Origin of the sequence: Halanaerobium saccharolyticum, from assembly GCF_003259895.1 — a bacterium.
GTDB classification, from domain to species: Bacteria; Bacillota; Halanaerobiia; order Halanaerobiales; family Halanaerobiaceae; genus Halanaerobium; species Halanaerobium saccharolyticum_A.
The window spans coordinates 390-26,553 of sequence record NZ_QLME01000028.1; the positions used below are offsets into that span (position 1 = coordinate 390).

Annotated in this window: 20 protein-coding genes and 1 riboswitch; of the genes, 17 read left to right on the top strand and 3 right to left on the bottom strand. The window is 33.1% G+C overall.

The features are described 5' to 3' along the window. Positions 1-48: 48 nt before the first annotated feature. From C7958_RS13440 to C7958_RS13480, 9 genes are all read left to right on the top strand, one after another. On the top strand, positions 49-252 hold the full coding sequence (locus C7958_RS13440; RefSeq protein ID WP_111573197.1) for a hypothetical protein: 204 nt from the start codon (positions 49-51) through the stop codon (positions 250-252). Further along, positions 233-499 (top strand): hypothetical protein, encoded by a 267-nt coding sequence (locus C7958_RS13445; protein ID WP_208320777.1) that lies wholly within the window; start codon positions 233-235, stop codon positions 497-499. Before C7958_RS13440 ends, C7958_RS13445 begins: the two co-directional genes overlap by 20 nt. 80 nt (positions 500-579) lie before the next feature. Continuing rightward, positions 580-2,919, top strand: a complete 2,340-nt coding sequence (locus C7958_RS13450) for an alpha amylase N-terminal ig-like domain-containing protein (protein WP_111573198.1) — start codon at positions 580-582, stop codon at positions 2,917-2,919. Between the two features lie 281 nt (positions 2,920-3,200). Then, positions 3,201-3,659: a hypothetical protein gene (locus C7958_RS15785; RefSeq protein ID WP_208320778.1), complete on the top strand. Its 459-nt coding sequence runs from the start codon at positions 3,201-3,203 to the stop codon at positions 3,657-3,659. Between the two features lie 283 nt (positions 3,660-3,942). Continuing rightward, positions 3,943-5,715 carry a glycoside hydrolase family 13 protein gene (locus C7958_RS13460; RefSeq protein WP_111573199.1) on the top strand — a complete coding sequence of 591 codons (1,773 nt, stop codon included), beginning with the start codon at positions 3,943-3,945 and terminating at the stop codon, positions 5,713-5,715. Positions 5,716-5,782: 67 nt separating this feature from the next. Beyond that, positions 5,783-6,802 (top strand): LacI family DNA-binding transcriptional regulator, encoded by a 1,020-nt coding sequence (locus tag C7958_RS13465; RefSeq protein ID WP_111573200.1) that lies wholly within the window; start codon positions 5,783-5,785, stop codon positions 6,800-6,802. A 387-nt stretch (positions 6,803-7,189) separates the two neighbouring features. Continuing rightward, a complete protein-coding gene (locus C7958_RS13470) occupies positions 7,190-8,251 on the top strand; it encodes a lysylphosphatidylglycerol synthase transmembrane domain-containing protein (RefSeq protein WP_111573201.1) in 1,062 nt (353 codons plus the stop codon). Beyond that, positions 8,241-10,460, top strand: a complete 2,220-nt coding sequence (locus tag C7958_RS13475; protein ID WP_111573202.1) for a glycosyltransferase — start codon at positions 8,241-8,243, stop codon at positions 10,458-10,460. The genes C7958_RS13470 and C7958_RS13475 overlap by 11 nt, the downstream gene beginning before the upstream one ends. Before the next feature lie 86 nt (positions 10,461-10,546). Beyond that, the gene (locus C7958_RS13480; RefSeq protein ID WP_111573203.1) at positions 10,547-12,736 is read left to right on the top strand and encodes an alpha-galactosidase; all 2,190 of its coding nucleotides are present in this window, start codon (positions 10,547-10,549) and stop codon (positions 12,734-12,736) included. A gap of 194 nt (positions 12,737-12,930) precedes the next feature. Here the strand turns inward: C7958_RS13480 and C7958_RS13485 are convergent, their stop codons facing one another. Then, positions 12,931-14,520: a DEAD/DEAH box helicase gene (locus C7958_RS13485; RefSeq protein ID WP_111573204.1), complete on the bottom strand. Its 1,590-nt coding sequence runs from the start codon at positions 14,518-14,520 to the stop codon at positions 12,931-12,933. 528 nt (positions 14,521-15,048) lie between these two features. Here C7958_RS13485 and C7958_RS13490 point away from each other — a divergent pair. From C7958_RS13490 to C7958_RS13500, 3 genes are all read left to right on the top strand, one after another. Beyond that, the gene (locus tag C7958_RS13490) at positions 15,049-16,230 is read left to right on the top strand and encodes a quaternary amine ABC transporter ATP-binding protein (protein WP_208320779.1); all 1,182 of its coding nucleotides are present in this window, start codon (positions 15,049-15,051) and stop codon (positions 16,228-16,230) included. Between the two features lie 68 nt (positions 16,231-16,298). Further along, entirely contained in the window at positions 16,299-17,237 is a 939-nt protein-coding gene (locus tag C7958_RS13495) for an ABC transporter substrate-binding protein (protein ID WP_111573206.1), read from the top strand. A gap of 97 nt (positions 17,238-17,334) precedes the next feature. Beyond that, complete coding sequence (locus C7958_RS13500; RefSeq protein WP_111573207.1) at positions 17,335-18,183, top strand: ABC transporter permease; 849 nt, start codon at positions 17,335-17,337, stop codon at positions 18,181-18,183. Positions 18,184-18,337: 154 nt separating this feature from the next. On the opposite strand, the gene gdhA is transcribed toward C7958_RS13500, so the two are convergent. After that, entirely contained in the window at positions 18,338-19,678 is a 1,341-nt protein-coding gene (gene gdhA / locus C7958_RS13505) for an NADP-specific glutamate dehydrogenase (RefSeq protein WP_111573208.1), read from the bottom strand. 277 nt (positions 19,679-19,955) lie between these two features. Further along, positions 19,956-20,145, top strand: a riboswitch (Lysine riboswitch). A gap of 141 nt (positions 20,146-20,286) precedes the next feature. On the opposite strand from gdhA, the gene lysA reads away from it, so the two are divergent. From lysA to C7958_RS13530, 5 genes are all read left to right on the top strand, one after another. Next, entirely contained in the window at positions 20,287-21,519 is a 1,233-nt protein-coding gene (gene lysA, locus C7958_RS13510) for a diaminopimelate decarboxylase (protein WP_111573209.1), read from the top strand. A 1-nt stretch (position 21,520) separates the two neighbouring features. Then, positions 21,521-22,399, top strand: coding sequence for a 4-hydroxy-tetrahydrodipicolinate synthase (dapA, locus tag C7958_RS13515; RefSeq protein WP_111573210.1), 879 nt, complete (start codon positions 21,521-21,523; stop codon positions 22,397-22,399). Continuing rightward, a complete protein-coding gene (locus C7958_RS13520) occupies positions 22,396-23,043 on the top strand; it encodes a 4-hydroxy-tetrahydrodipicolinate reductase (protein ID WP_111573211.1) in 648 nt (215 codons plus the stop codon). Before dapA ends, C7958_RS13520 begins: the two co-directional genes overlap by 4 nt. Positions 23,044-23,141: 98 nt before the next feature. Next, entirely contained in the window at positions 23,142-23,840 is a 699-nt protein-coding gene (dapD, locus tag C7958_RS13525) for a 2,3,4,5-tetrahydropyridine-2,6-dicarboxylate N-acetyltransferase (RefSeq protein ID WP_111573212.1), read from the top strand. A 109-nt stretch (positions 23,841-23,949) separates the two neighbouring features. Further along, on the top strand, positions 23,950-25,071 hold the full coding sequence (locus C7958_RS13530; protein WP_111573213.1) for an aspartate aminotransferase family protein: 1,122 nt from the start codon (positions 23,950-23,952) through the stop codon (positions 25,069-25,071). 51 nt (positions 25,072-25,122) lie between these two features. On the opposite strand, the gene xerA is transcribed toward C7958_RS13530, so the two are convergent. Beyond that, positions 25,123-26,061, bottom strand: a complete 939-nt coding sequence (gene xerA / locus C7958_RS13535) for a site-specific tyrosine recombinase/integron integrase (protein ID WP_111573214.1) — start codon at positions 26,059-26,061, stop codon at positions 25,123-25,125. Between the last annotated feature and the right edge of the window lie 103 nt (positions 26,062-26,164).

Sequence of the window (26,164 nt, forward strand, 5' to 3'; positions counted from 1 at the left end):
AAAAAATTAGAACATATATGATTAAAGAATTATTTAAAAAAAGATGTTTTGAAAAGTATAGATATCTGGGTAAATGATATTTCCTATCAAAATCACAGTCTAAATATGGTAGAATTAAAGGAAATGAAAGATGATGAAGAAAAGAACTTTGTATTTTTAAGCAGTATAAGAATTATGAGCAGTAATGTTGTAGAGATTTGTAGGTTTGGACGTAAACGCTGGAAGATAGAAAATGAAGGATTTAAAAAATAAAGGTTATGAGCTGGAGCATATGTACAGCAGAGATCCAAACGGAATGAAAAATCATTATCTGTTAGAACAAATTTCTCAGATGATAGGGCAGTTGTATGATAAAGGAGTAAAAAAATTAAAATTATTAAGATCCAGCATAAAAAGAATGTCTTCCCTGCTGTTAGAAGCATTTCGCAACAAAGTCCTAACAGGAGAAGACATCAAATACGTAAATCTTACCAGAATACAGATAAGATTCACAACGTAGGATTTAATAATATACTAAAAGGATGTGATTTGCAATAGCAGGATTCAAAATTTTAAAATAAAAAAAGTAGGGGGACTAAAATGTTTAAAACAAGTATTTTGAAGAGAAGTAGAAAGTATTTTATTAGAAGTTCATTTTTTTCTATTGTATTTATTTTTCTAGTTATGTTTTCAGCTACAGCGCTGGCAGAACAGGTTGAATTTAAATTTTATCCAGCGAAAGTAGAATTTGAGGGTGAAGTTGAGGCTGTATATCTGGCGGGTTCATTTAATGACTGGCAGCCAGCCGACGAGAAGATGAACGGTCCTGATGAAGATGGTTTTTATACTTTAAAATATAATTTGAGGCCGGGAGAATATCAATATAAGTTTGTAATTAATGGTGAGCACTGGTTTCATGATCCAGATAATGAGCTAACTACAGCTGATGGGCATGGAGGAAAAAATTCGATTCTTGAGGTTGGAGAAAAGGACTTAGAAAAAGCTCAGGTTGGAGATGGAGTAATTAATGCAGAATTTGTTTTGCATGATCCAGAAAATAGAGTTTATTTAAATAAATTATCTCAGGATAAGGTTCAGATTAGGCTGGAAACCCGAAAAAATGATGTAGAAGCAGTGTCTTTATTGACAAAAATCAATTCTGAAAGAGCCAAAAAAGAGATGTTTTATTACAGTTCAGATAATAAGCTTGATTACTGGACTATTGACCTTGATAATTTAAATAAAGCATTGGATTATACTTTTTTAATTGAAGATGCAGATTCTCAACTGGTTTATCATAAAAATGGTAATGGTTTTGATAAATTAGAATATTATAGCTTTGATCCTGCCGAAACAGCAGTCTTTAAAACACCCGGCTGGGTTCAGAATGCTATTTTCTATCAGATTTTCCCGGATAGATTTTATAATGGAAATCCAGACAATGATCCAGAGTTAATTGAAACATATAAGAATAAGACTGAAAGATATAAAAACATTGTTCCTAAATGGCATCAGGGAATAAAGGAAAGCGAAAGTAATCTTATTGATCCTGATAACTTTACTGATCATGATCCATCCATTCATCCTAAATCAGGCTGGCGTATTTTTTATGGTGGAGATCTGCAGGGAGTAAAGCAGAAGTTTGGTTACCTAAAAGAACTTGGAATTAATGCTATTTATTTTAATCCAGTTTTTGAAGCGACATCAAATCACCGCTATAATACAGCAGATTACGGAAAAATTGATGATAATCTGGCAGTTAAAGATGATTTTGAGGCTTCAGAAGAATATTTTATAGAGTTTATACAGAATGCTCATCAGAAAGACATTAAAATTGTACTTGATGCAGTTTTCAATCACACCGGATTGGAATTTTTTGCCTTTGAAGATGTTGTAGAAAAAGGTAAAACTTCAGAATACAGTGATTGGTTTTATATTGATGATTATCCAATAACCACATTATATGAACAGCGTACTGAAAATAAAGAGCCAAATTATGAAGGCTGGGCTGGTTATGGGAATCACCCAGTTTTAAATTTAGATAATCCAGAAGTAAAAGATTATATCTATCAAATAACAGAAAAGTGGATGGATCCTGATGGAAATGGGAATCCCGATGATGGAATTGATGGCTGGAGATTGGATGTGGCAAATGATGTTAAAGCAAGACATCCTGAATTTTGGCGTGAGTGGAGAAACTTTGTTAAAGAAATTAATTCAGAAGCCTATATTACCGGCGAAATTTGGAATAATGCTGCTGGGTATCTCCAGGGAGATGAATTTGATGCAGTAATGAATTATCGATTTAGAGAGGCAGCCCTTGCTTTTATAGCTGAAGAAAGAATAGATGCTCAGAGTTTTATAAACAGAATCAATGCGCCAAATTTAGATTATCCAACACAGGCAATTTTTAGTCTACAGAATTTAATTGATAGTCATGATACAGAAAGATTCTTATACAGTTCTCAAGGAAATAAAGATAAGCTTAAAATGGCTGCTGCACTGCAGTTTACCTATCCAGGGGCACCAATGATCTATTATGGAACAGAAGTTGGTCTAAGCGGGGCTTCAGACCCGGACACACGCAGAACCATGATCTGGCAAAAAAGGCCAAATGGAAATCAACCTGATCAGGAGCTTTATGAGTATTACAGTAAATTAGCCAGCATCAGAAAAGAAAATGAAGTTTTAAGAACCTCTGGAGTTGAATTTGAAACTTTAGGATCTGAGCCAAAAATTGTAATAGTAAAAAGAAAAGATAAAAATGATGAAATCTATACAATTTTGAATGCTGCTTCAGAAGAAAAAACTTTGCAATTAGTTATTGAAGATGCTGAACAAGTTATAGAGCTGCTGACAGAAGAAAAATATAAAGTTGACAATGGGCAACTAAAATTAAAACTGGACTCTTTTTCTGCTAAAATCTTAAAAATAAAATAATAGTTCAAAAAAAGGGGCTGTACTGTTTAGTTAACGATAATCACTCCAAATCAAAAATTACAGTACAGTTTCTGAGACCAGCAATAAAGAATAAAAATTTTTCGAGTTAAAAAGCCCCTTTAATTCAATATTTTTGATAAAATAGAATAAAGATACAAAAATATTTTTTCGAATAAGGGGCTGAATTAAGTGAACAGGAAACAGAGCAGAAATATTACCTATAGATAATCTTGAAAAAATTAGAACATATATGATTAAAGAATTATTTAAAAAAAGATGTTTTGAAAAGTATAGATATCTGGGTAAATGATATTTCCTATCAAAATCACAGTCTAAATATGGTAGAATTAAAGGAAATGAAAGATGATGAAGAAAAGAACTTTGTATTTTTAAGCAGTATAAGAATTATGAGCAGTAATGTTGTAGAGATTCGTAGGTTTGGACGTAAACGCTGGAAGATAGAAAATGAGGGGTTTAATGTTCAAAAAAATAAAGGTTATGAGCTGGAGCATATGTACAGCAGAGATCCAAATGGAATGAAAAATCATTATCTATTAGAACAAATTTCTCAGATGATAAGGCAGTTGTATGATAAAAGAGTAAAAAAATTAAAATTATTAAGATCCAGCATAAAAAGAATGTCTTCCCTGCTGTTAGAGGCATTTCGCAACAAAGTTCTAACAGGGGAAGACATCAAATACGTAAATCTTACCAAAATACAGATAAGATTTACAACGTAGGATTTAATAATATACTAAAAGGATGTGATTGGCAATAGCAGAAGCCAAAATTTTAAAATAAATATAAATTTATAGGATAGTCTTTTTAGCAAAAAAAAAGAGAAATACTAATTGTAATAAAAACCCATAAATAGAAATAAAAGATTAAAGATTTTAACTTATATAATTCTGCAATTAATTTTTACTCTTTATTGCTGATTTAGAATAAATAAAAATTAGACACATACCTGTACCTTTTATATAATGTAATTAGCTAGATAAAAATCAGGAGGTGCAGTTAAGTTTGATTTATTCATCAATTCGACATGATTATAAAAATGAAATGCAGTCAGTAATTGATTTAAATACTTTAGAAATAACATTAGAAGCTGCTCGAGATGATATATCTCGAGTAGTATTAATTTATGGTCCCCGGTATTCTGATAATAAAGATGCCAATAATAAAATTGAAATGAATTTAAAATATCGGAGTAAATACCATGATATTTTTTCTGTCAGGTTAAATTTAGATGACACCCGGTTGAGATACTTATTTTATTTAGAAGATAATGGGGGGGACAGAGTCTGGTATAATGAAAAAGGATTTTTTAAAACCAGACCCCAAGGATATGATTCTGGTTATTTTCAAAAAGCTATTATCAACAAGTCTGATGTAAAAAAGTCTCCCGAATGGGCCCAGGACGCTGTTATATATCAAATATTTCCCGATCGATTTTTTAGAGCAGATTCTAATAATTATAAAAATAGGGAATGGAATCAGTTACCCAAAAAAGATTCAATTTATGGTGGAGACCTCAAAGGTATAATTAAAAAATTGGATTATTTGAAGGAATTGGGGATTAACACTCTATATTTAACTCCAATTTTTAAATCTCCCAGTAATCATAAATATAATATTGATGATTACTATCAAATTGATCCTAACTTTGGCAGTATTGAAGATGCAAAAGAATTATCAAAGGCAGCGAAAGAAAAAGGTATTAAATTAATTATTGATGCAGTATTTAATCATTCAGGCTCTAATTTTTTTGCATTTGAAGATTTATTAACAAAAGGTGAAAAGTCGAAATATATGAACTGGTATTTTCCAGAAAATTTTCCCATTTCAAAAGAAGAGGTGAATTATTCAACATTTGCTAATGATATCCAGGATATGCCTCGCTTAAATTTAGATAATCCTGAAACTCAGGAATATTTTTTAAAAGTTGCTGAGTACTGGACAGCTGAACTTGACTTAGATGGCTGGAGATTGGATGTTGCAGATGAAGTGTCAAGAGAATTTTGGGAAAAATTTAGAAAAAGAGTCAGAAAAATTAATAATGATATTTTTATTATTGGAGAAGTTTGGTATAGAGCTTCAAACTGGCTAGATGGTAATACCTTTGATTCAGTTATGAATTATGATTTGCAGCGTGATATTTTTTCATTAATAATCGAAGAAAATATGGATGTCGATCAATTTAGTTCTCAAATTCAGGAAAATTTTAGACATTATCACCCTGAGAAGCCAAATATTTTAGTTAATTTATTAGACAGTCATGATACAGCAAGATTTAATTGGGAATTACGAAATTATAATAAAAAAATTATTGATCAAAAAATGAAGTTTGCTATATCTCTGCAGTTCTTATTACCCGGGATCCCTCTGGTATATTATGGTAGTGAAGTTGGATTAACAGGTGCTGATGATCCTGACTGCAGAAGGACTATGATCTGGGACAAAAACAGGCAAAATCGAGACCTTTATAATTATTATAAAAAAATTATTTCTTATTATAATCAAAATAGAGATTTAAGAAAAGGAGACTATAAAGAACTTTTTATGGATCCTTTAAATAAAATTTTAATATTTTCAAGAAAAAATAAAAAAAGCAATGAAAATAGTACAGTAGTTATCATAAATATGTCTGATAAAAAGCAAAATATTAATGATAAAAATATAATTGAGCTCTTAAAAAACAAAAATTTATCCTTCTCAATCAATAATAACAATAATAATTCTTTTAATAATAACTGTCTAAAAATAGATAAAAAGCAAATTTTAATTTATTCATAAATTTGCGTTATTACTTATAAAGCTGATATGATTAATTTGTCAAATCAAATTATGAGGATTGATAAATATGCCTACTTTAAAAGATGTAGCAAAAAAAGCCGGAGTCGCACCTTCTACAGTTTCTCGAGTTATTAATAATAGTTCCCGCATAAGTGAAGAAACTAAAGAAAAAGTAAGAAAAATCATGGATGAGATTGGCTACCATCCAAATATTAATGCGCGAAACCTTGTTAAACAGAGATCACATAATCTGGGACTGGTAATTCCCTATTCAACAGAAGAGGCCTTTGCTGATCCCTTTTACTCAGAAATTTTACGTGGAATTGGAGTTCTTGCCCATTCAAAAGGATTTAATTTGCTTTTATTGACCAGTAGTGGGGAAGAAGAGGAAAAAAAGACGGTTTTAAATGCAGTTAGAGGGAAACAGATTGATGGAGTTTTGCTTTTAAGAGCAAAAAAAGAGGATCAGTTAATTGAGGAATTGACTAAACTTAATTTTCCTTTTGTGATTGTGGGAAGACCGGAAGAAAAGGATAAATATTATTGGGTTAATAATGATAATATTGCTGCAAGTGAGAGAGTTGTTGATTATCTAATTAAAAATGGTCACCGAAATATAGCGATGATTGTTGGTGACAAAAATTATATAATGAATGATGATCGGCTGCAGGGATATAAAAATTCTTTTCAGAAAAATAATTTAAATATTAATGAAGATTTAATTGTTCAATCAGAAATGATAGATTATCAGAGTATTTATATGCTTTCTCAAAAAATGATTAAAGAACATCCGGAAATAACTGCTTTTTATGGAATGAGTGATACAATGGCCTATACAATTATGCAGGCTATGAATGATCTACAGGTTAAAATACCTGAAGATATCTCGATAGTTGGTTTTAATAATAATCCTGTTTCCAAGTTGATTTCTCCACCCTTGACCACAGTGGATATTAATATTTATCTTCTGGGAAACAAGGCAACTGAATTATTGATTGGAGTTATAAATGGACAGATCAAAAAATATGAGCATACAATTGTCCCTGCAAATATTATTGAAAGAGACTCCTGTAGGAACTTAAATTAAAATAACTATTGTTTAAGCTTATAAATTCCGACAGACTTATACTGTCGGTTTTTTCTGTTAAATTCTTGACTTTATTAATTGTAATGATATAGTTAACTCTGGTTAATATTTAAAATAAGCAGGGAGAAGTATAATTATGAGTCTTCATTTTCTGGCCTTATTTAAATATTTATAAGACAAAAATTTAATAATAAATTAAGAAGTTAATTTTTTACTTTTAGCCCTCAATATAATATAATTAGATCAGCAAATAATATTTATTGGGGGTTAACTATATATTTATATTTATTTTTTTATTATGAATTTTTTATCTACTCCTGCGGCTAACAATATGAGCAATAACTGGTTTTAGTTATTTTATTATAACTAATAGGAAAGGGGAAAATAATGGCAGATAAGAATAAGAGTTTTATAGAAAAATATTTTAATATAAAAAATTCACTGCTATATTTTGGGCTTTTTCTTTTAATTTCTGCTGTAACCCTTTATTACATTAGAAGGGTGTTTTCTCAGGGTAGTAATTTAAATATTATTTTTAGTTTTCCAAATGAAATTTTAATTTCTCTTATAGTTTTGTTGTTTTCTTATTTTGCTATAGATGCTTTAAGACTATTTTTTGTTTTAAAGACATTAAATGCAGAAATTTCTTTCTGGAATGTTTATAAACTGGTATTTATTAATATCTTTATCTCAAATATAACTCCACTGGCTACAGGTGGTGGTTTTGCTCAGGTCTACTTTTTGCAAAAAAAAGGAATTCCACTTGGCAAATCTTCAGCTGCCATATTAATTAGAACATTATTATCAGCAACCATGCTTTTTTTGAGTGTACCACTGATAGTTTTTAGAAATCAATCAATGCTTAATCTGCTGCCCGGTGACTATGTATTTGTTTATTTAGCAATATTTATGGGACTTTATATTTTAATATTTTATTTTTTGATTTTTAAAGTTAGATTTATAATGAAATTAATTTATAAGGTTTTTTATTTTTTAAGATCGAAACATCTAATAACCAGAAAAAGATTTAGAAAGATTATCAGATATATTTTTAAACATCTACAACTTTTTTCTGAAGATCTGGCTTTTTTTATTCAGGGTAAAAAGATTTTTGTTTTCCTATCATTCTTATTTACAATAATATTTTTAGTAGCAGAATTTTCTTTTTCATATCTGCTCCTTAATGGAATGGGTTATCAAGTAGCTTTTTCTAAAGTTTTAACTTTACAGGTTCTTGTTGTCTTTATCATGTATTTTGCCCCGACACCAGGAGCAGCTGGAATAGCAGAAGGTGGATATTCCCTCTTATTTGCCAGATTTGTAGATCAAAGTGATTTATTCCCACTATTATTTTACTGGAGATTTTTCAGTAAATATGTAGGTATTTTTATTGGTATTTTTGTCTTTTTCTATTTAATTATTAAAGGGGGAGTAAAAGTTGAAGAGTAAAAGTAAAATTTATTTATTAATTTTAATTATAATTATTTTAATCTTAATCAGCTATAAGATTTATGCTCCCTATACAATTCAGGATTTTAATGCGGTTAATGTTCGAAACATGGATATTATAAAAAATAGAATAGAAAATGAGGATTATTCTTTTGCAGTAGTTGGAAATATAGAGAACTCAATTGCAATTTTTGATAATAGAATTCTGGAAAAAATTAATCAAAAAAATGCTGATTTTATTATCTCTACAGGAAATAATCTTCGGGATGGTGATGAAAGTAAATATCGAGTTTTTTATAGAACTTTAGAAAAACTAAATATACCTTTTTTAACTGCTATTGGCAGTAGAGAAATTAGAGATGGTGGAAATGAAAATTTTTATAAATATTTTGGTCCTTTTTATTACTCTTTTCACATAAATGACTCTTATTTTATTTTCTTAGATACTACTGAAAACACAAATCCAGACTGGCAGCAGCAGTGGCTGGTAAATGTACTGGAAGAAGCTGCAGCTTATGATAAAAAGTTTGTTATAATGAATAAAACTCCGCTGAAAATTGATGCAGAGTACTTACTGGATGACAGTATTAAATATATTGAATCTGCTGATTTAAGAAACTTTTATCAAAATATTTTTGCAGAATACAATGTTGAGGCTGTATTTTCTTCTAATCTGGAAATATTTCACCAGGAAAATATAGAAGGTGTTAATTATTATGTTAGTGGTGGTGCTGGTGGAGAATTGATTTTTGATAATAAAAAAAGCTTCTATCATTATTTACTGGTAAATGTGACAGCAGATGGGGTAGATGTCAGTGTTGAACGCCTGGAGAGCAATCCGGGAACTTTTTCGAAATTAATGGTTAATATCTGGGTAGCTTTCCAATCTTTTTTCTATGCAAATTATATTAATATTTTATTAGTCTTATTTATTGGCTCATCAATTTTTTATATTTTCCACAGAGAAATTAATAAAGAAGTAGATTATTATCGTGACTTTGCCTATGCAGAAGATGAAATAAAAGTTCAAAAATTAAAAATTGCGATGTTTACAAATAACTATTTTCCAGTTATTGGGGGAGTACCTATCTCAATTCAGCGCCTCTCTAAAGCATTAAGAAAAAGAGGACATGAGGTTAAGATCTTTGCCCCAGAATATAAAGAGCAGACTGAAAATGAAGAAAATATTATTCGGTGTAATTCCTTATATCATTATCAGGAATCAGGACTTGAGTTTCCAGTAACTAATATTTATTCACCCCAGATAAAAAAAGAGTTTGTAGCTGAAGATTTTGATTTAGTTCACGCTCATCATCCATTCTGGCTGGGTAATAAGGGCCGTAAATTATCAGAAAGGTTTAATCTTCCGCTTGCTTTTACTTACCATACGCGTTTGGAAAAGTATGCACATTATGTTCCTAATATCTTATTTATGCGAAAATTATTTGCTAATCGTCTTTCGCATTTTTTAATCAAAAGCTTTGCCAATAAAACTGATGCAGTTTTTGCTCCAACCGAATCGACTAAGGAATATCTGCGTAATGTTGGTGTTAGTAGGTATATTAAAGTTATGCCGACCGGAATTGACTTTGATTATTATAAATGCAGTCAGGAAAAAATTGATAATTTGCGAAGCAAATTGATCGGTGATTCTGAACATCTTTTGATTTCAGTCTCAAGATTATCTAAGGAAAAGAATTTATATTTTATTCTGGATGGAATAAAAAGATTGAAAGAAAAGAGTGACCTTAATTTTAAATTGATAATTATCGGCAGCGGCTCAGAAAAAGAATCTATTGAGCGGTTTATTAAAGACAATGATTTAGAAAATTATATTGAACTAATTGGAGCAGTTGACTTTAAAGAAATGGCAAAATATTATCTTGCTTCAGATTTATTTGTTTTTGCTTCTACAACTGAGACCCAGGGTATGGTTCTTTTAGAAGCTATGGCCGGCTATAATCCAGTAGTTGCTGTTAAGTCAAGTGGAATAGATGATGTAATAGAAAATGACTACAATGGATATAAAACTGAAGAAGATATAGAAAAATGGAGCAGCAGAATTGAAGAATTACTTAATAATAGTGATAAATTTAAGCAGAGCTCTCAAAATGCTCGTAAAATCGCTGAGAGTTATTCCATTGAAGAGATGGGTGCAAAAGCGGAAAAACTTTATTATAAAATATTACAGCTTAAAAAGTACCAATAATTAACACCTATTACACCTATTGTTTACTTGTCGATTTATAATGATTTTTATCGAAAACAAAATCATTTATTACTGGAGGGAATAAGATGTCAATTGAATTTTTTAAAGAAAGAAAAATTTTTCATCTGCAAAATGAAGAAATAAGTTATGCAATCAAAATTTTGAAAAATGGTCAGTTAGGCCACCTTTACTGGGGTAAAAAAATTAAAAATGCTGAAAGACTGAATCGGTATCCAATAACTCAGCACAGACCCTATGAGGCTTATGCGGTTAAAGACGACACTGGTTTTATCTTAGAAAATATAGCCCGGGAATATCCTTCTTTTGGGCAGTCAGACTTTAGAGAGCCAGCCTACCAAATCAAAGCAGAAGATGGCTCAATTATCAGTGATTTAAAATATAGGGATCATCAGATTTACAGAGGTAAAAAAGATTTAAAGGGGCTGCCAGCTACTTATGTTGAAAAGGATTCTGAAGCAGATAGCCTTGAGATAACACTTTATGATGAGGTCTTGGATTTAGAAGTGACTTTAATCTACACAATCTTTAGAGATTATCCGGTAATTACTAGATCAGCTAATTTTAATAATAACGGTAAACAAAATATTAATCTTAAAAGAGCTCTTTCAATGAGTGTTGATTTTGAGAATAGAGATTTTGAATTACTGCAGTTATCAGGTGCCTGGGGTAGAGAAAGAGATATTCTGCGGCGTTCTCTGGATCAGGGAATAACTAAGATTGACAGTAAAAGAGGGGGCAGCAGCCATCAGCAGAATCCATTTGCAGCTTTAGTAGAACCAGATACAGATGAATATAGTGGGGAAGCATATGGGTTCAGTTTAATTTATTCTGCTAACTTTATTGCTCAGGCTGAAAAAAATCATTATGGAAAAACGAGAATGATCATGGGGATTAATCCCTTTAATTTTAGCTGGCTGCTGGAAAGCGCTCAAAGTTTCCAGACACCAGAAGTTGTGATGAATTATTCTGATCAGGGCTTAAATAAGATGTCTCAGAATTTTCATCAATTATACAGAAGTCGTCTGGTACAGGGCAGACATCGAGATCAGGAAAGACCTGTTCTAATTAACAACTGGGAAGGTACTTATTTTGATTTTAATACAGATAAAATATTAGAAATGGCAGAAGCTGCTTCAAAAGTTGATATTGAATTATTTGTACTTGATGACGGCTGGTTTGGGAAAAGAAATGATGATACTTCTTCTCTTGGTGACTGGTATGTAAATGAAGACAAACTGCCTGGCGGTCTGGAATATTTGGCTCAAGAAATTAATAAACTGGGAATGGATTTCGGTCTCTGGTTTGAACCGGAAATGATATCTCCTGATAGTGACTTATATCGTGAGCATCCAGAGTGGTCTATTCAGCTTGAAAATAGAGAATCTTCACTTTCCCGTCAGCAGTTAATTTTAGATTTAAGCCGCAGAGATGTTCAGGATTATATAATAGAGAGAGTGTCTGCAATTTTAAATAAAGCAAATATATCCTATGTTAAATGGGATATGAACAGACCGATGACTGAATACGGCTCTCTGAAACTAAAAGCCAAACGTCAGCGAGAATTGAACCACCGCTATATTTTAGGTCTTTATCGAGTTTTAGAAGAAATAACATCCCGATTTCCTGATATATTATTTGAAAGCTGTGCCGGTGGGGGAGGCCGCTTTGATCCAGGGATGCTCTATTATATGCCTCAAACCTGGACCAGTGATGATACTGATGCAGTAGAAAGATTAAAAATTCAATATGGAACTTCAATGGTTTATCCGGCATCCTCTATGGGAGCTCATGTTTCAGCAGTGCCCAATCATCAGGTGGAGCGCAGTACTTCACTTAAGATGAGATATGATGTGGCCAGTTTTGGGAACTTAGGCTATGAGCTGGATATAACAGAGTTAAATCCTGATCAAATAAAAGCTGTAAAAAACCAGGTTAAAAATTATAAAGAAATAAGAAGACTTGTCCAATTTGGTGATTTTTATAGACTTCAGAGTCCATTTGAAAGTAATTTTACAGCCTGGTCTTTTGTAGCTGAAGCTAAAGAAGAAGTGTTAGTTGGATTTTATCAGATTCTTGCTTCTCCCAATCCCAGAGAACAAAGAATTAAATTGAAGGGCTTAGATGCTGACTCTGATTATAAAGAGCTTAACTCAGCCAATATTTATGGTGGGGATGAACTAATGAATTATGGAATTAAAATTCCCTATCTCAAAGGAGATTTTTCTTCTAAAGTTTGGAGATTCCAAATGATTTAATTAAGCTTCTCTTATAAATTATTAAAAGTATAAGTAAAAACATTTTTATCTACTATCTTTAAAGTTCAAGTCAAGAACTCATAAATTAAAATTAAACAAAAAAATGGTGCCTGAAGTTTTAGCCTTCTGGCACCATTTCTGCATTTATTCTGATATAAAATTTAAAGCTAAGTTATACATCATCTAATTCTAAATTACTTAGATCTTGCAGCTTCAATATTAACTTTAGTTCCTTTAATATAGTTATCCTTCATGATCTGTAATACTTCATGACCTTTTTCTCTGGGAACTTCAACAAAAGTAAAGTTATCATAAATATCAATTGCTCCAATTAAGCCACCAGGCATTCCTGTTTCACCAGCAATGGCACCTACAATGTGACGGGGAGAAACTCTATCTTTTTTACCGATATTGATAAATAATCTAACCATTCCTGGTTCAGCACCAGTATCACCAAAACTCTGACCTGAGCTTTCAGGTTCAGCTTCATTTTCTTTTTTATCAATTGATTTTTTCATTAAAGCAGCAGCAATTTCGATTGCAGAATACTGCTCATCAATTAAATCTTCAATTAACTCAATATATTTTCCTAAATCAGCAGAATCCATATAAGAACTCAGTTCATCACTAAATTGATCAAATTGAGCTGCTTCAATATCACCTTGAGATGGAATTTCTGCTCTTTTAATTTTTGACTTGGTATATTTCTGAATATCTCTTAATTTATAGATATCCTTGCCTACTACAAAGCTGTGAGCTTCCCCACTTTTTCCTGCTCTACCTGTACGTCCAATTCTGTGGACATAATAATCAGTATCCTGAGGTAAATCATAATTAAATACTGCTTCAACATCTTCTACATCAATACCCCGGGCTGCAACATCTGTAGCAACCAGAACTTCTATAATTCCATTTCTAAATTTATTCATTACTCGATCACGCTGATTTTGATTTAAACCACCATGGATGGCATCAGATAAGTAGCCGCGTGCCTGAAGTTTAATATTTAAATCATCTACCATTCTTCTGGTATTACAGAAAACGATAGCCAGTTCTGGACTGCTTAAATCAAGAATTCTAGTTAAAGCCTTAAGTTTATCGTGTCTTCTAATCTCATAATAATACTGATCAATAGAAGGTACGGTTAATTTTTCGTGAGCAACTCTTAAAAACTCTGAGTTCTTCTGATATTTTTTGCTCAATCTTTTTATTGACTGAGGGATAGTTGCAGAAAAGAAGAGAGTCTGTCTATCATCCGGAATATCTCTTAATACAGTTTCTATATCATCAATAAAGCCCATATCTAACATAACGTCAGCTTCATCAAGCACAAAATAATCTATATTATCCAATTTTAAAGTTTTACGACGAATATGATCCATTACTCTACCAGGAGTACCGATAACAATCTGAACCCCTTTATTTAAGGCTTTAATCTGTCTGCCGATTGACTGTCCCCCATAAACGGGAAGAGTATAAATTCTATTTTTATATTTTGCCAGTCTTTTTAATTCTTCTGAAACCTGAATAGCAAGTTCTCTTGTAGGACAGAGTATAATTGCCTGAGGATTTTTATTGTCAGCATCCATTTCCTCCAACAGAGGGATACCAAAAGCTGCTGTTTTACCAGTACCTGTTTGAGCCTGACCAACAATATCTTTACCATTAAGTATTGCCGGGATAGCATTAGTCTGGATCGGTGTCGTTTCCTCAAAACCCATTTCTTCAACTGCTTTTAAAATTTCATCTGATACATTTAATTCATTAAATTTAATCTTTTGCAAATTAACTTCCACTTCCTTTTTTATTATATTCTTATACTAAATCTACCAACCACACAATTTTCTTAACAAATAATACTGCATCAGGTTGATAAATCTATACTTATACGTAGACGCTAAAAAACCCCGACTACATTTATATAGTCAGGGCTTAGTTGCTATATTATCTATTAAGTTATAAAACATTAATTTTTTAGTCAGCCCTCTTAGTATATCTCAGGCAGTAGTTAAAGTCAAATGATATAGTCTGTAATCAAGCGGCTGCCATTATAATTTAATATATTATAAATATAAAGACAATTTTTAATTTATCCGATCGGTTTGACAGACCGGACTTAGTTTGTTATTCTTTTATAGAAGTAAGTAAATGGGTTAAAATTATCCCGGGTTATTATCAGAGGAGACCTTGTGCTGATAATAATTGAACAATAATTTTGAGTATATGGTTTAGAATTTGTTCGCAGAGAACATTTTCTAGACCTTTTTTTGTGCCAGAGTAATTTTAACAAAAAATAAAATAGAGAGGTGAAAATATTGAAAATAAAAGCAAAAAATCTCTATAAGATTTTCAATGGTAATGACCAGGAAGAAATTGAACTGCTCAAAGATGGTATGAGCAAAGATGATATTTTAGGAAAAACTGGGGCCACTGTTGGAATCAATAATGCCAGCTTTGAAGTTGAAGAAGGGGAAATTTTTGTGATTATGGGGCTCTCCGGTAGTGGTAAATCAACACTACTGCGCTGTATTAACAGACTGGTAGAACCAACTTCTGGATCAGTTGAAGTTGATGGGACAGATGTTATGGATTTAAATAAAGAGGAACTAAGGGAATTTAGAAAAGAAAAGTTTGGAATGGTTTTTCAACATTTTGCTCTTTTCCCATACCGAACTGTTTTAGAAAATGCAGAATTTGGCTTAGAAATTGAAGGTGTAGATAAAGAAACAAGAAAAGAAAAGGCGATGACTGCTCTAAAACAGGTTGGTCTGGAGGGTTATGAAGATCAAATGCCGGATCAGCTTAGTGGTGGAATGCAGCAGCGGGTTGGTCTTGCCCGGGCACTTGCTGTTGATACTGATATACTGCTGATGGATGAGCCTTTTAGTGCTTTAGACCCTCTGATTAAAAAAGACATGCAGGACAAACTGCTGGAGCTGTATGAACATATAGATAAAACAATTGTATTTATCACTCATGATCTGGATGAGGCATTAAAATTGGGGGATAGAATTGCTATCATGAAAGATGGAGAAATTGTTCAGGTAGGAAATCACGAAGAGATTTTGACAAATGCCGAAAATGATTATGTTGCAGAATTTGTGCAGGATGTTAATCGTTCTCGTGTTTTAACAGCTGAAGATATTATGGATAAACCAGAGGCTGTATTATACAAGCAGGATGGTCTGAGAACCGCTCTACACAAAATGCGTCGTAATGAATTGGGCAGTATCTTTGTACTGGGAGAAAATAGAGAGTATAGAGGTATAGTTACAATTGAAGACGTGGTAGAATCCATTAATAAAGATAAAGAAAACCTGGATGACATCATAAAAGAAGTGCCATTAGCAGAGCCTGACGAAAGTGTTAATGATCTGTTTTCAAAAATAGCTGATATAGATACACCATTACCAGTATTAGATAAAAATAATAAACTAAAAGGAGTTATTGTTAAAACACATGTAGTTGCCAATCTGGCTTCCGAAAAAGTTTAAAATAATTTTTAAAATAGTTTATAAAATTTACAGTTAAATTAATTAATAATATCTCTGGAGGGATATAAATGAATAAGATAAAATTAATTTCAACTTTGCTCATCGTTCTTTTAGGATTTGGAATATTTGCCGCAGTACCACAGGTTGCAGCTCAGAATAATACAATTAACTTTGGTTATGTACAGTGGCCTGGTGTAACAGTAAAAACACATGTTGCAGCAAAGATTGCTGAATATTTAGGTTATGAAACTGAAATGACAGCAGCTTCTCAGGCAATTATCTTTAAAAGTCTAGAAACTGAAGATCTGGATGTATTTTTAGGTAACTGGCTGCCAACAATGCAGATGCATTTTAATGAATACCAGGAAAAAGGTGTAGTTCATAATGTAAGAGTAAATTTAGAAGATGTAGTTTATCAGACAGCAGTACCTGAATATGTTTATGAAGCTGGAGTTCAGTCTCTTGCTGATTTAAATGAACATGCTGAAAAATTTGATAATAAAATTTATGGTATTGAACCAGGGAATGATGGAAATATAATCATTCAAGAAGCTATAGATAATAACACTTATAATTTAGGTAACTGGACCCTGCAGGCCAGTTCCACTGCTGGTATGCTTTCGTCTGTCCAGAGAGCAGTTAATAATAAAGAATGGATAGCTTTTAATGGCTGGAAACCTCACTATATGAATGTGATGTTTGATCTTAAATATCTTAAAGATCCAGAAGGTATCTGGGGAGAAAATGACAGTGTATATACTGTAGCCAGAAATGGTTATCAGGATGAAAATCCTAATTTCTATAAATTCCTGGAACAATTTACAGTAACTGCTCCAATCCAGAATCAGTGGGTTGATGAATATCAAAATAAAGATCGTGATCCAGAAGCCGTCGCAGAAGAATGGATTGCTAATAATTTAGATGTTGTCAATCAGTGGGTTTTTGGAGTAAAAAGTACTGATGGTCGAATGGGCAGAAAAGTAATAGCTGAAATAGTAAATAACTAAATCACATAAATAAGTAATATTATTATAAAGTAGTGCTGAACAAGTAAAGGCTGGTGGTGTCAATTAATTTTGATGCCACCAGTTAAAATTTAATAGGATGGTGATTATTATTAACAGTATTATTGAACTTTTAACAACCAAAATTCCTCTAGGGAACTGGGTTGAAAATTTAGTTAATTTTTTAATTAATAATTTCAGCGGACCTTTAAACAATTTTTCATCTTTTATAGAATTTATTGTAAATGGAATAGAGTCAATACTTGCTTTTCCACACCCTCTGGTATTAATTGCAATTTTTGCAGTTGCTGCCTGGAAACTTAAGGGGAAAAACATGGCGATATTTGTAGCTCTTGGACTATCACTTGTTTTAAATCTGGGAATGTGGGAACCTCTAGTAATAACTCTGGCTTCAATAATTACATCAGTTCTAATTGCGCTGTTTATTGGAATTCCAATAGGAATTATTAAAGCACATAATAAAGTTGTTGATCTAATTACTCGACCAATTCTGGACTTTATGCAGACAATTCCACCATTTGTTTATTTAATTCCTGCTTTAATGTTCTTTGGGCTTGGTAATGTATCAGGAGTAATTGCAACTGTAGTTTTTGCAATTGCACCACCAATAAGATTAACCTATCTGGGAATAAAACAGGTAGATGAAGAGTTAGAAGAAGCAGGTCATGCTTTTGGAGCTAACTGGTGGCAGATTTTATTAAAAATTGAGCTTCCAGGGGCTATGCCTTCTATCATGATGGGAATTAATCAGTGTATTATGCTTTCTCTATCCATGGTAGTTATTGCAGCTATGATCGGGGCTGGAGGACTTGGTAAACCAGTGCTAAGATCTCTAAATGTTGTTGATATTGGACTTGGTTTTGAAGCCGGTCTTGGTGTAGTAATTATTGCTATGGTACTTGATAGAATGTTTGGTAGAGATTCGTAATTGAAAATTTACTTCATTATAATAATTAATCCTTAAAGATAATAATATAATAAATGAAACACCAGTAAAATAAAAATCCCGCTCAGGCAGTAAAATGCCCGGCGGGATTTTGTTATATCAATATTAAATTATTTTTCATAAAATAAAATCTAAATTAAACTACACCCTGATCTAACATGGCATTGGCAACTTTTAAGAAGCCGGCAATATTTGCACCTGCTGCCAGATCACCTTTCAGACCATATTTAGCAGCAACTTTACTGGCGTTTTTATAAATATTGACCATAATCTTCTGCAGTTCCTGATCAACTTTATCAAATGTCCATTCATCAAACATGGCATTTTGAGTCATCTCAATAGCAGAAGTTGCAACTCCACCAGCATTAGCAGCTTTACCTGGAATAAAGAAAACACCATTATCTTTTACCAGTTTGACAGCGTCTGAAGTTAAAGGCATGTTTGCACCTTCACCAATAGCAATTACTCCGTTATCAATTAATTTCTGTGCTCCTACTGCATCCATTTCATTTTGAGTAGCACAGGGAAGAGCGATATCACAATCAATAGACCAGATATCACTATAATCTTCAGAGTATTCTGCCTCAGGATATTCTTCCAGATATTCCTTAATTCTGCCGCGATTTACTTCTTTAATTTCTTTAATCAGCTCAAGATCAATTCCTGTTTCATCATATAAATAACCGGAAGAATCACTCATTGCCACAACTTTTGCACCCAGCTGGGTAACTTTTTCATTGGCATAAATTGCAACATTACCAGAGCCTGAAATAACAACTTTCTTATCATTTAAAGATAAATCATTTTCTTTAAGCATTTCTTCTAATATGTAGACCAGACCATAACCTGTAGCTTCAGTACGAACCAGACTTCCACCCCAGTCCAGACCTTTACCTGTTAAGACTCCAGCTTCATATCTATTTTTAATTCTCTTATATTGCCCAAAGAGATAACCGATTTCTCTACCACCAACACCAATATCACCGGCAGGAACATCAGTCTTATCTCCAATATGGCGGGCAAGTTCTGTCATAAAACTCTGGCAGAAACGCATAACTTCCTGATCAGATTTACCTTTAGGATCAAAATCACTACCACCTTTACCTCCACCAATTGGTCGACCGGTTAAAGCATTTTTAAAGATCTGTTCAAAACCCAGGAATTTCACTATACCTGTATACACAGAAGGGTGAAATCTTAATCCACCTTTATAAGGGCCAAGGGCTGAGTTGAATTCAATTCTAAAACCGCGATTAACCTGAGTCTGACCCTGATCATCAACCCAGGGAACACGGAAAATAATCTGCCTTTCCGGCTCAACCAGTCTTTCTAAAATACCATTTTCCTCATATTCGGGATGTTTTTCAAAAACTGGATTCAATGACTCCAGAACTTCCTCGACAGCCTGATGGAACTCAACTTCACCAGGATTTCTGTCTTTTACCATTTTTAAAACTCGTTCAGTATAATTGCTCAAACTTCTCACTCCTCAAAAAAATTTTTTATCATTAAACTATCACAAATTAATCTTAATATATAATTCACTTAAAATCAATTAAAAAGCTAAAGTTTTAGTTGTATACATGGATACTTGTTTATTTGTGAAATTTAATAGAATCTACAAAATTATTATATTTACTAAAAATCTATTGAGATAAATTATCATTAAATTCTTGACAAGCTTTCTTCTATTATATATACTTAAACAAAGTAAAAACATAATAAATTTTAATAGGAAAATGCCTCATCATATCTGATGAGGTAGAGGCGCGAATTTAGAATAGTATTTTTCAACTTCAGCTTAAACCGCTGTTGGGAAAGAAAGGCTGATTCGCCGAAGTTTTCAGCCAGGGTTTAATGGCTGTCTGCTGGGTCTGTATAAAAAATATACAGGACTGTCATTAGTAGTTTAATCCAGACTGCTGATGTTGAGCTATCTCAAAAGATGGAAGAGGTGATTTCTCTGATTAAGTATTTAACTCAGCGATTTCGCTGAGTTTTTGTTATATATAGATATTTTTCTTTTAATAAGAAGTTATGATAAAATAATTTTAGAACAAAAATCTTTAAAAATGGAGTAGATTTATGAAAACAATAACTATACCTGAAATTAAAATTAGAGAAACAGTAAAAGAATATGGAACTCCGTTTCACATTTATGATGAGCAGACTATTGTTGATCGTTTAAACAATTTGATTTCTTCCTTTAGCTGGGCGGATTTTAAAGAGTTCTTTGCCATTAAGGCAAATCCAAATCCACATGTTTTAAAAATAATGAAGGAAAACAACTGTGGGGTTGATGCAGCAACTGTAACCGAAATTAAACTGGCAGAAATGGCCGGTTTTAGTGGAGAAGATATAATGTTCACCTCCAATCTGACTACAATTGATGCCTACAGGTATGCAGTAGATAAAGGGTGTATTATAAATATTGACTGGGCAGCAGATATTTATGAGCTATTTGAAAATGAGATCATACCGGAAAATATTTGTTTCAGATTAAACCCCGGCTCAATTGAAAATGAAATAATGGGAGACTCCAAAGAATCAAAATTTGGATCAACTGCCGAACAGATTAAAGAGGCAGTAAGTTTTCTGGCTGAACAGGGAATTAAGTCAATTGGACTGCACACAATGGTAGTTTCTAATGAAAACAATGCTCAAATTTTTGGTGAGTATACCGAGATGCTATTTGAATTTGCCAGAGAGATTATTAATGAGTATAAGATTGAGATTGATTTTATTAATATCGGCGGGGGAGTTGGAATCCCCTATCAACCAGAAGACTTTGTTGATCTAGATGCAATATCAGGGGCGGTAAATGAAGCCTACGACAAAGTTTTAAAGGCAAATGGACTGCAGCCCAAGATTTTTATGGAATCTGGCCGCTACATCACTGGCGAATCAGGTTATTTAATTACAGAAGTGATTAAGAAAAAAGAAACATACAAAAAATATCTGGGTGTAGATGCTTCGATGTCAGATTTAATGAGACCGGCAATGTATAGAAGCTATCACCATTTAACCAATATTGATGCAGAAGCTCGCGGGGAAGAAAAATCAAAAGAATATGATGTAGTCGGCTCCCTCTGTGAAAATAATGATAAATTTGCAATTGACCGCCGACTTCCTAAAAGTAAGGTGGAAGATCTGGTTGTGATTCATGATACAGGAGCTCACGGACATTCAATGGGTTTCAATTATAATGGAATGCTCAGAAACGGAGAATTTTTGTACACTACTGATGGTAAAGTGAAGCAGATCAGACGTGATGAAACTTTTGAAGATTATACAACTACTGTAATAGGAGGCTATTAATATGTTTAAAGGTGTAGGAACAGCTTTGATTACTCCTTTTAAAGACAATGGTGAGGTTGATTATGATTTATTTAAAAAGATTTTAGACCATCAATTAGAGAACAATGTTGATGCACTTGTGGTACTGGGAACCACCGGTGAATCTCCGACTGTACATCTGGAAGAAAGAAAAGAACTGACTAAAATCGCAGTTGCTAAGGCTGATGGTGAAGTACCGGTAATTATAGGTACCGGAACTAATGATACTGTAAAAGTAATCGAAATGAATAAACTGGCCGAAGAACAGGGTGCTGATGGACTTTTAATTGTAACTCCCTATTATAATAAGACAAGTCAGGCAGGATTGGTCGACCACTATACACATATTGCCAGTCAGACTGAACTTCCGATTATTGCCTACAATGTACCTTCCAGAACCGGAGTTAATATTGAACCGGAGACTTTTAAGAAAATGGCTCAAATGGAAGATAATATTGCTGCTATTAAGGAAGCCAGTGGAGATATGAGCCAGATCTTAAATGTGATCGAAATTGCTAAAGATAGTAAAACTATTCTTTCTGGAAATGATGACCAGGCTCTACCATTGATGCTGTGTGGAGGTAGTGGAGTTATTTCGGTATTTTCAAATCTAATGCCCGGAGTAATGAAGGAAATTACTTCTCATATTTTAGCCGGAGATTATCAGGCTGCGAGAGACTTACATTATAAATACTTAAAATTAATGAGGCTTATTTTTGTTGATGTTAACCCAATCCCAATTAAATTTGCGATGCAGCAGATTGGACTTTCTAATAATAATCTCCGGCGTCCTTTAGTTAAGCTGAGCAAAGAGCATCAGCAGTTAATTTTAGATGAAATGAAGGAGCTGGATATTGTATGAAATATGGAATTATAGGTCATTCAGGCCGGATGGGTCAGGCAATAGAAGAATTGTTTTCTGAAGCCGACCATAAGCTGGTCTATCAAAAAGATGAAAATGGTGAAAAAGAAATAGGAAAACCGGAAGTGATTATAGATTTTTCTCTAAAAGAAGCTTTTGCTGATACGGTAAGAGTCATTAAGAAAAAAGAGGTACCCTTGGTAATTGGGACTACCGGTTTAGATGAATCTGATTTTGCTAAATTAGATGAGTTGGCAGAAGAGGTGCCTGTTATTCAGAGTTTTAATTTTTCTATTGGAATCAATATCTTATCTGAGCTAATAAACAAGGTCAATCAGTATGTAGATCAGGACTGGGATATAGAAATTTCTGAAACTCATCACCGCTTTAAAAAGGATAAACCTTCCGGTACAGCAATTATGCTGGGAGCTCTTCTGGATAGGGATGTAGAAATGCATTCTAAAAGACTGGGCTCAGAGTTTGGTGAACACGAGATTGACTTTGCCAGCACAGGTGAAGTACTTACTTTAAAGCACAGAGCTTACTCCAGAGAAGCTTTTACCAGAGGAGTTCTGCTGAGTGCTGAGGCAATTTTAGATTTAGAGCCTGGATTTTATAGTTTTTCTGAGATTTTAAATGATTAAATTTGGATTTAAAATCAAGCTCCAAAACTTATTCAAAAAAACTAAGATTCATTATAGATAAAAATAATAGATAAAAACATATAACTGGAGGCAAAAAAATGAATTCTTATGATTTAATTGACTATATTTCAAATTCTACTAAGAAGTCACCTGTTAAATTTTATGTTAAGGGTGAAGGGTTAAAAGAAGTTTTAAATACTTACGAATATTATGGAGATGACAGTTCTGGAGTTGTTTTCTGTGAGCAGCAGGAAGCAGAAGCAATCAAGGAAGAACTGGGAGATAAGTTAACTCAATCCAGAATTGAAATGGATAGACTTAATTCTGCTATACCATTAGCGGATTACAATCAGTATAACTGCAGAATAGAGCCTGGGGTACATATTCGCGATCAAGTTGAAATTGGAGATGGCTGTGTCCTGATGATGGGAGCTGTTATCAATATCGGTGCTAAAATTGGTGCCAATACAATGATTGATATGAATACCGTGCTTGGAGGTCGAGCTACAGTTGGTGATAACTGCCATATCGGTGCTGGAACAGTGCTGGCCGGTGTTATTGAACCACCAAGTGCTGATCCGGTTATTGTAGAAGATAATGTACTAATCGGGGCCAATGCAGTTGTTTTAGAAGGGGTTAAGATCGGTGAAGGTGCTGTTGTTGCAGCCGGTTCGATTGTTATTGATGATGTTCCTGCTGGTGCAGTTTATGCCGGTTCTCCTGCTAAAAAAATTAAAGATGTAGATGATCAGACAAAACAAAAAACAGAAGTAATGGCAAGTTTACGCCAACTTTAAAAATCAACTTTAAGATTAAGGCTGGCTGAATTTATTTTGGCCAGCTTTTTCAAATTAGGCAGGCATATTATATCTATTCCCAAATATATTTATAAAGGATGTTTTAAAAATGCGTTATTTAAAACTTTATAACAATTATGACTTTACAATTGAAAAAGCTGAGGGTGTTTATATTTATGATACTGACGGTAATAAATATTTTGATACTTTTGCCGGGATTGGTGTGCTGGCCCTGGGCCACAGCCATCCCAAAGTTGTAAAAGAGATTTCTGCAAAACTGAAGCGCTATGCTCACACTTCCAATTATTTTTTAGATGAAGATACAGAAAAGGTAGCTGAGTTAATTAGCAATCAGGGAGAAAAAGTATTTTTTGTTAACTCAGGTACTGAAGCAACCGAACTGGCTTTAAAAGTAATTAAAAAGAAAATTGATGGAGGGAAAATTTTATTTTTTAGCAATTCCTTCCACGGCAGATCATTAGGTGCACTATCAGTTAATGGTTTTCCCGGAATTAGAGACCAGTTTAAACCCCTGCTTCCGGATACAATAGAAGCAGAATTTAATGATGTAGAGAGTCTAAAAAAGACTGCAGCAGATAATCCGGATATTAAAGCAGTTTTTTTTGAACCACTGCAGGGTTCTGGTGGGGTGCAGCCAGCATCTCAAGAATTTATAGCTGAACTTAAAAGTCAAATAGAGGCCAATGATTGGATTTTGGCTGTTGATGAAGTACAGGCAGGTCTTTACAGAACTGCTAAGCGATATTCTTATCAGCATTTTGATTTAAAACCTGATCTGGTTACAGTAGCTAAAGCCCTTGGGGGAGGTTTGCCATTAGGTGGAGTAATTATGGCTGGAGAAATGACAGAGGTACTTAAACCAGGTGATCACGGCTCAACCTTTGCTCCCAATCCACTTGCTTTAAGAGGGGCAAAAGTTGTTTTAGAAGAGCTGGAAACAATGGAAGATTCGATTGCTGAAAAAGGAGAATATTTTCTGAACAGATTAAAAGAACTTGATTCGGAAAAGATTGAGGATGTCAGAGGAATTGGCTTAATGCTGGGAATTGAGTTAAAAGAAGTAATTCCTAATTTAAGGGACAGAGCTCAGGCAGAAGGAGTTTTACTTAATCTTGTTAAAGGCAGGATAATTCGATTTTTACCTGCTTTAAATATCACTAAAGATGAAATAGATGAACTAATAGAAAAATTAGAAAAAATATTGGCTTAAAATAATAGTACCGGGTACTTGGATTAAATTTCCAGTTACCCGGTATTTTTTTTAAAAATCAGGCATCTCATCAATAGCATTTTTCTTTTCTTCTGTATCAACATGAGTATAAATCTGGGTTGTAGATAGATTGGCATGACCTAAAAGGTCCTGCAGTACTTTGATGTCTTTAGTCTGACGATAAAGAGTAGAAGCAAAAGTATGGCGCAGTTTATGAGGGGTTATTTTCTCAGCTCTGCTTAAACCCGCTTTTTTTGCATATTTTTTGACAAAAAGCTGAATAGTCCTCGGATTAATTCTTCTGCCGTGACGGGAAATAAAAACTGCCTGACGGGCATCATTTTCTTTAATTTCAATTGAATTTCTTTCCCGCATATAACGCCTGATTGCCAGAACCACATCATGGTGCAGCGGCACATAACGTTCCTTTTTACCCTTACCATAAAATTTAATGGAGCCATCTTCAAAATCAATATTATCAAAATCAAGATTGACTAGTTCAGAGATGCGGAGACCTGCATATAAAAAGAGCTTAACTATTGCCAGATCCCGAAGGCGGTTGATTCCACCATGTTCATCAATAGCCTGGATGAACTTTTGAGCTTCCTTTAATTTTAAATAAATTGGCTCCAGTCTGGTATCTGTTTTACTGCTTTCTATTGCCTCAGCCGGATTTTTAGTGACAATTCCATAATGAAGCAGATACTTGTAAAAAGAACGGACAGCAAAGAGTTTTCTGTTTCTGGTAACCGCCTTATTATCATTAACAATTACTGCATCAGCCAGAAACTCTGAGATATCAAGTCGATCAACCTCATCTGGTTTAAAACCCTCTTTAAAATCAAGTTCTTCCAGCAGATATTTATGTAATTGATGTAGATCACTATCATATTCCTTAATTGTTAGTTTCGAATAACCTTTTTCTACATCCAGATATTTTTTGAATTTATTTACAGCCTGTAAAAAATTAAGTTGAGAAATTTTAATCACTTCCTTTGTTTGTACTTTTTTTCTCTTGTACCAGGTACAAAAAGGCCTTTTTGTACCTGGTACCTACATATATTACTTATTCAATTAAAAAGATTAAATTCCT

Excerpts from the sequence above, each read along its gene's own strand:
- lysA (WP_111573209.1), top strand. The coding sequence starts at position 20,287 with ATGAAAACAATAACTATACCTGAAATTAAAATTAGAGAAACAGTAAAA.
- C7958_RS13500 (WP_111573207.1), top strand. The coding sequence starts at position 17,335 with ATGGTGATTATTATTAACAGTATTATTGAACTTTTAACAACCAAAATT.
- C7958_RS13480 (WP_111573203.1), top strand. The coding sequence starts at position 10,547 with ATGTCAATTGAATTTTTTAAAGAAAGAAAAATTTTTCATCTGCAAAAT.
- C7958_RS13465 (WP_111573200.1), top strand. The coding sequence starts at position 5,783 with ATGCCTACTTTAAAAGATGTAGCAAAAAAAGCCGGAGTCGCACCTTCT.
- C7958_RS13450 (WP_111573198.1), top strand. The coding sequence starts at position 580 with ATGTTTAAAACAAGTATTTTGAAGAGAAGTAGAAAGTATTTTATTAGA.
- dapA (WP_111573210.1), top strand. The coding sequence starts at position 21,521 with ATGTTTAAAGGTGTAGGAACAGCTTTGATTACTCCTTTTAAAGACAAT.
- C7958_RS13520 (WP_111573211.1), top strand. The coding sequence starts at position 22,396 with ATGAAATATGGAATTATAGGTCATTCAGGCCGGATGGGTCAGGCAATA.
- C7958_RS13445 (WP_208320777.1), top strand. The coding sequence starts at position 233 with ATGAAGGATTTAAAAAATAAAGGTTATGAGCTGGAGCATATGTACAGC.
- C7958_RS13470 (WP_111573201.1), top strand. The coding sequence starts at position 7,190 with ATGGCAGATAAGAATAAGAGTTTTATAGAAAAATATTTTAATATAAAA.
- C7958_RS13495 (WP_111573206.1), top strand. The coding sequence starts at position 16,299 with ATGAATAAGATAAAATTAATTTCAACTTTGCTCATCGTTCTTTTAGGA.
- dapD (WP_111573212.1), top strand. The coding sequence starts at position 23,142 with ATGAATTCTTATGATTTAATTGACTATATTTCAAATTCTACTAAGAAG.
- C7958_RS13530 (WP_111573213.1), top strand. The coding sequence starts at position 23,950 with ATGCGTTATTTAAAACTTTATAACAATTATGACTTTACAATTGAAAAA.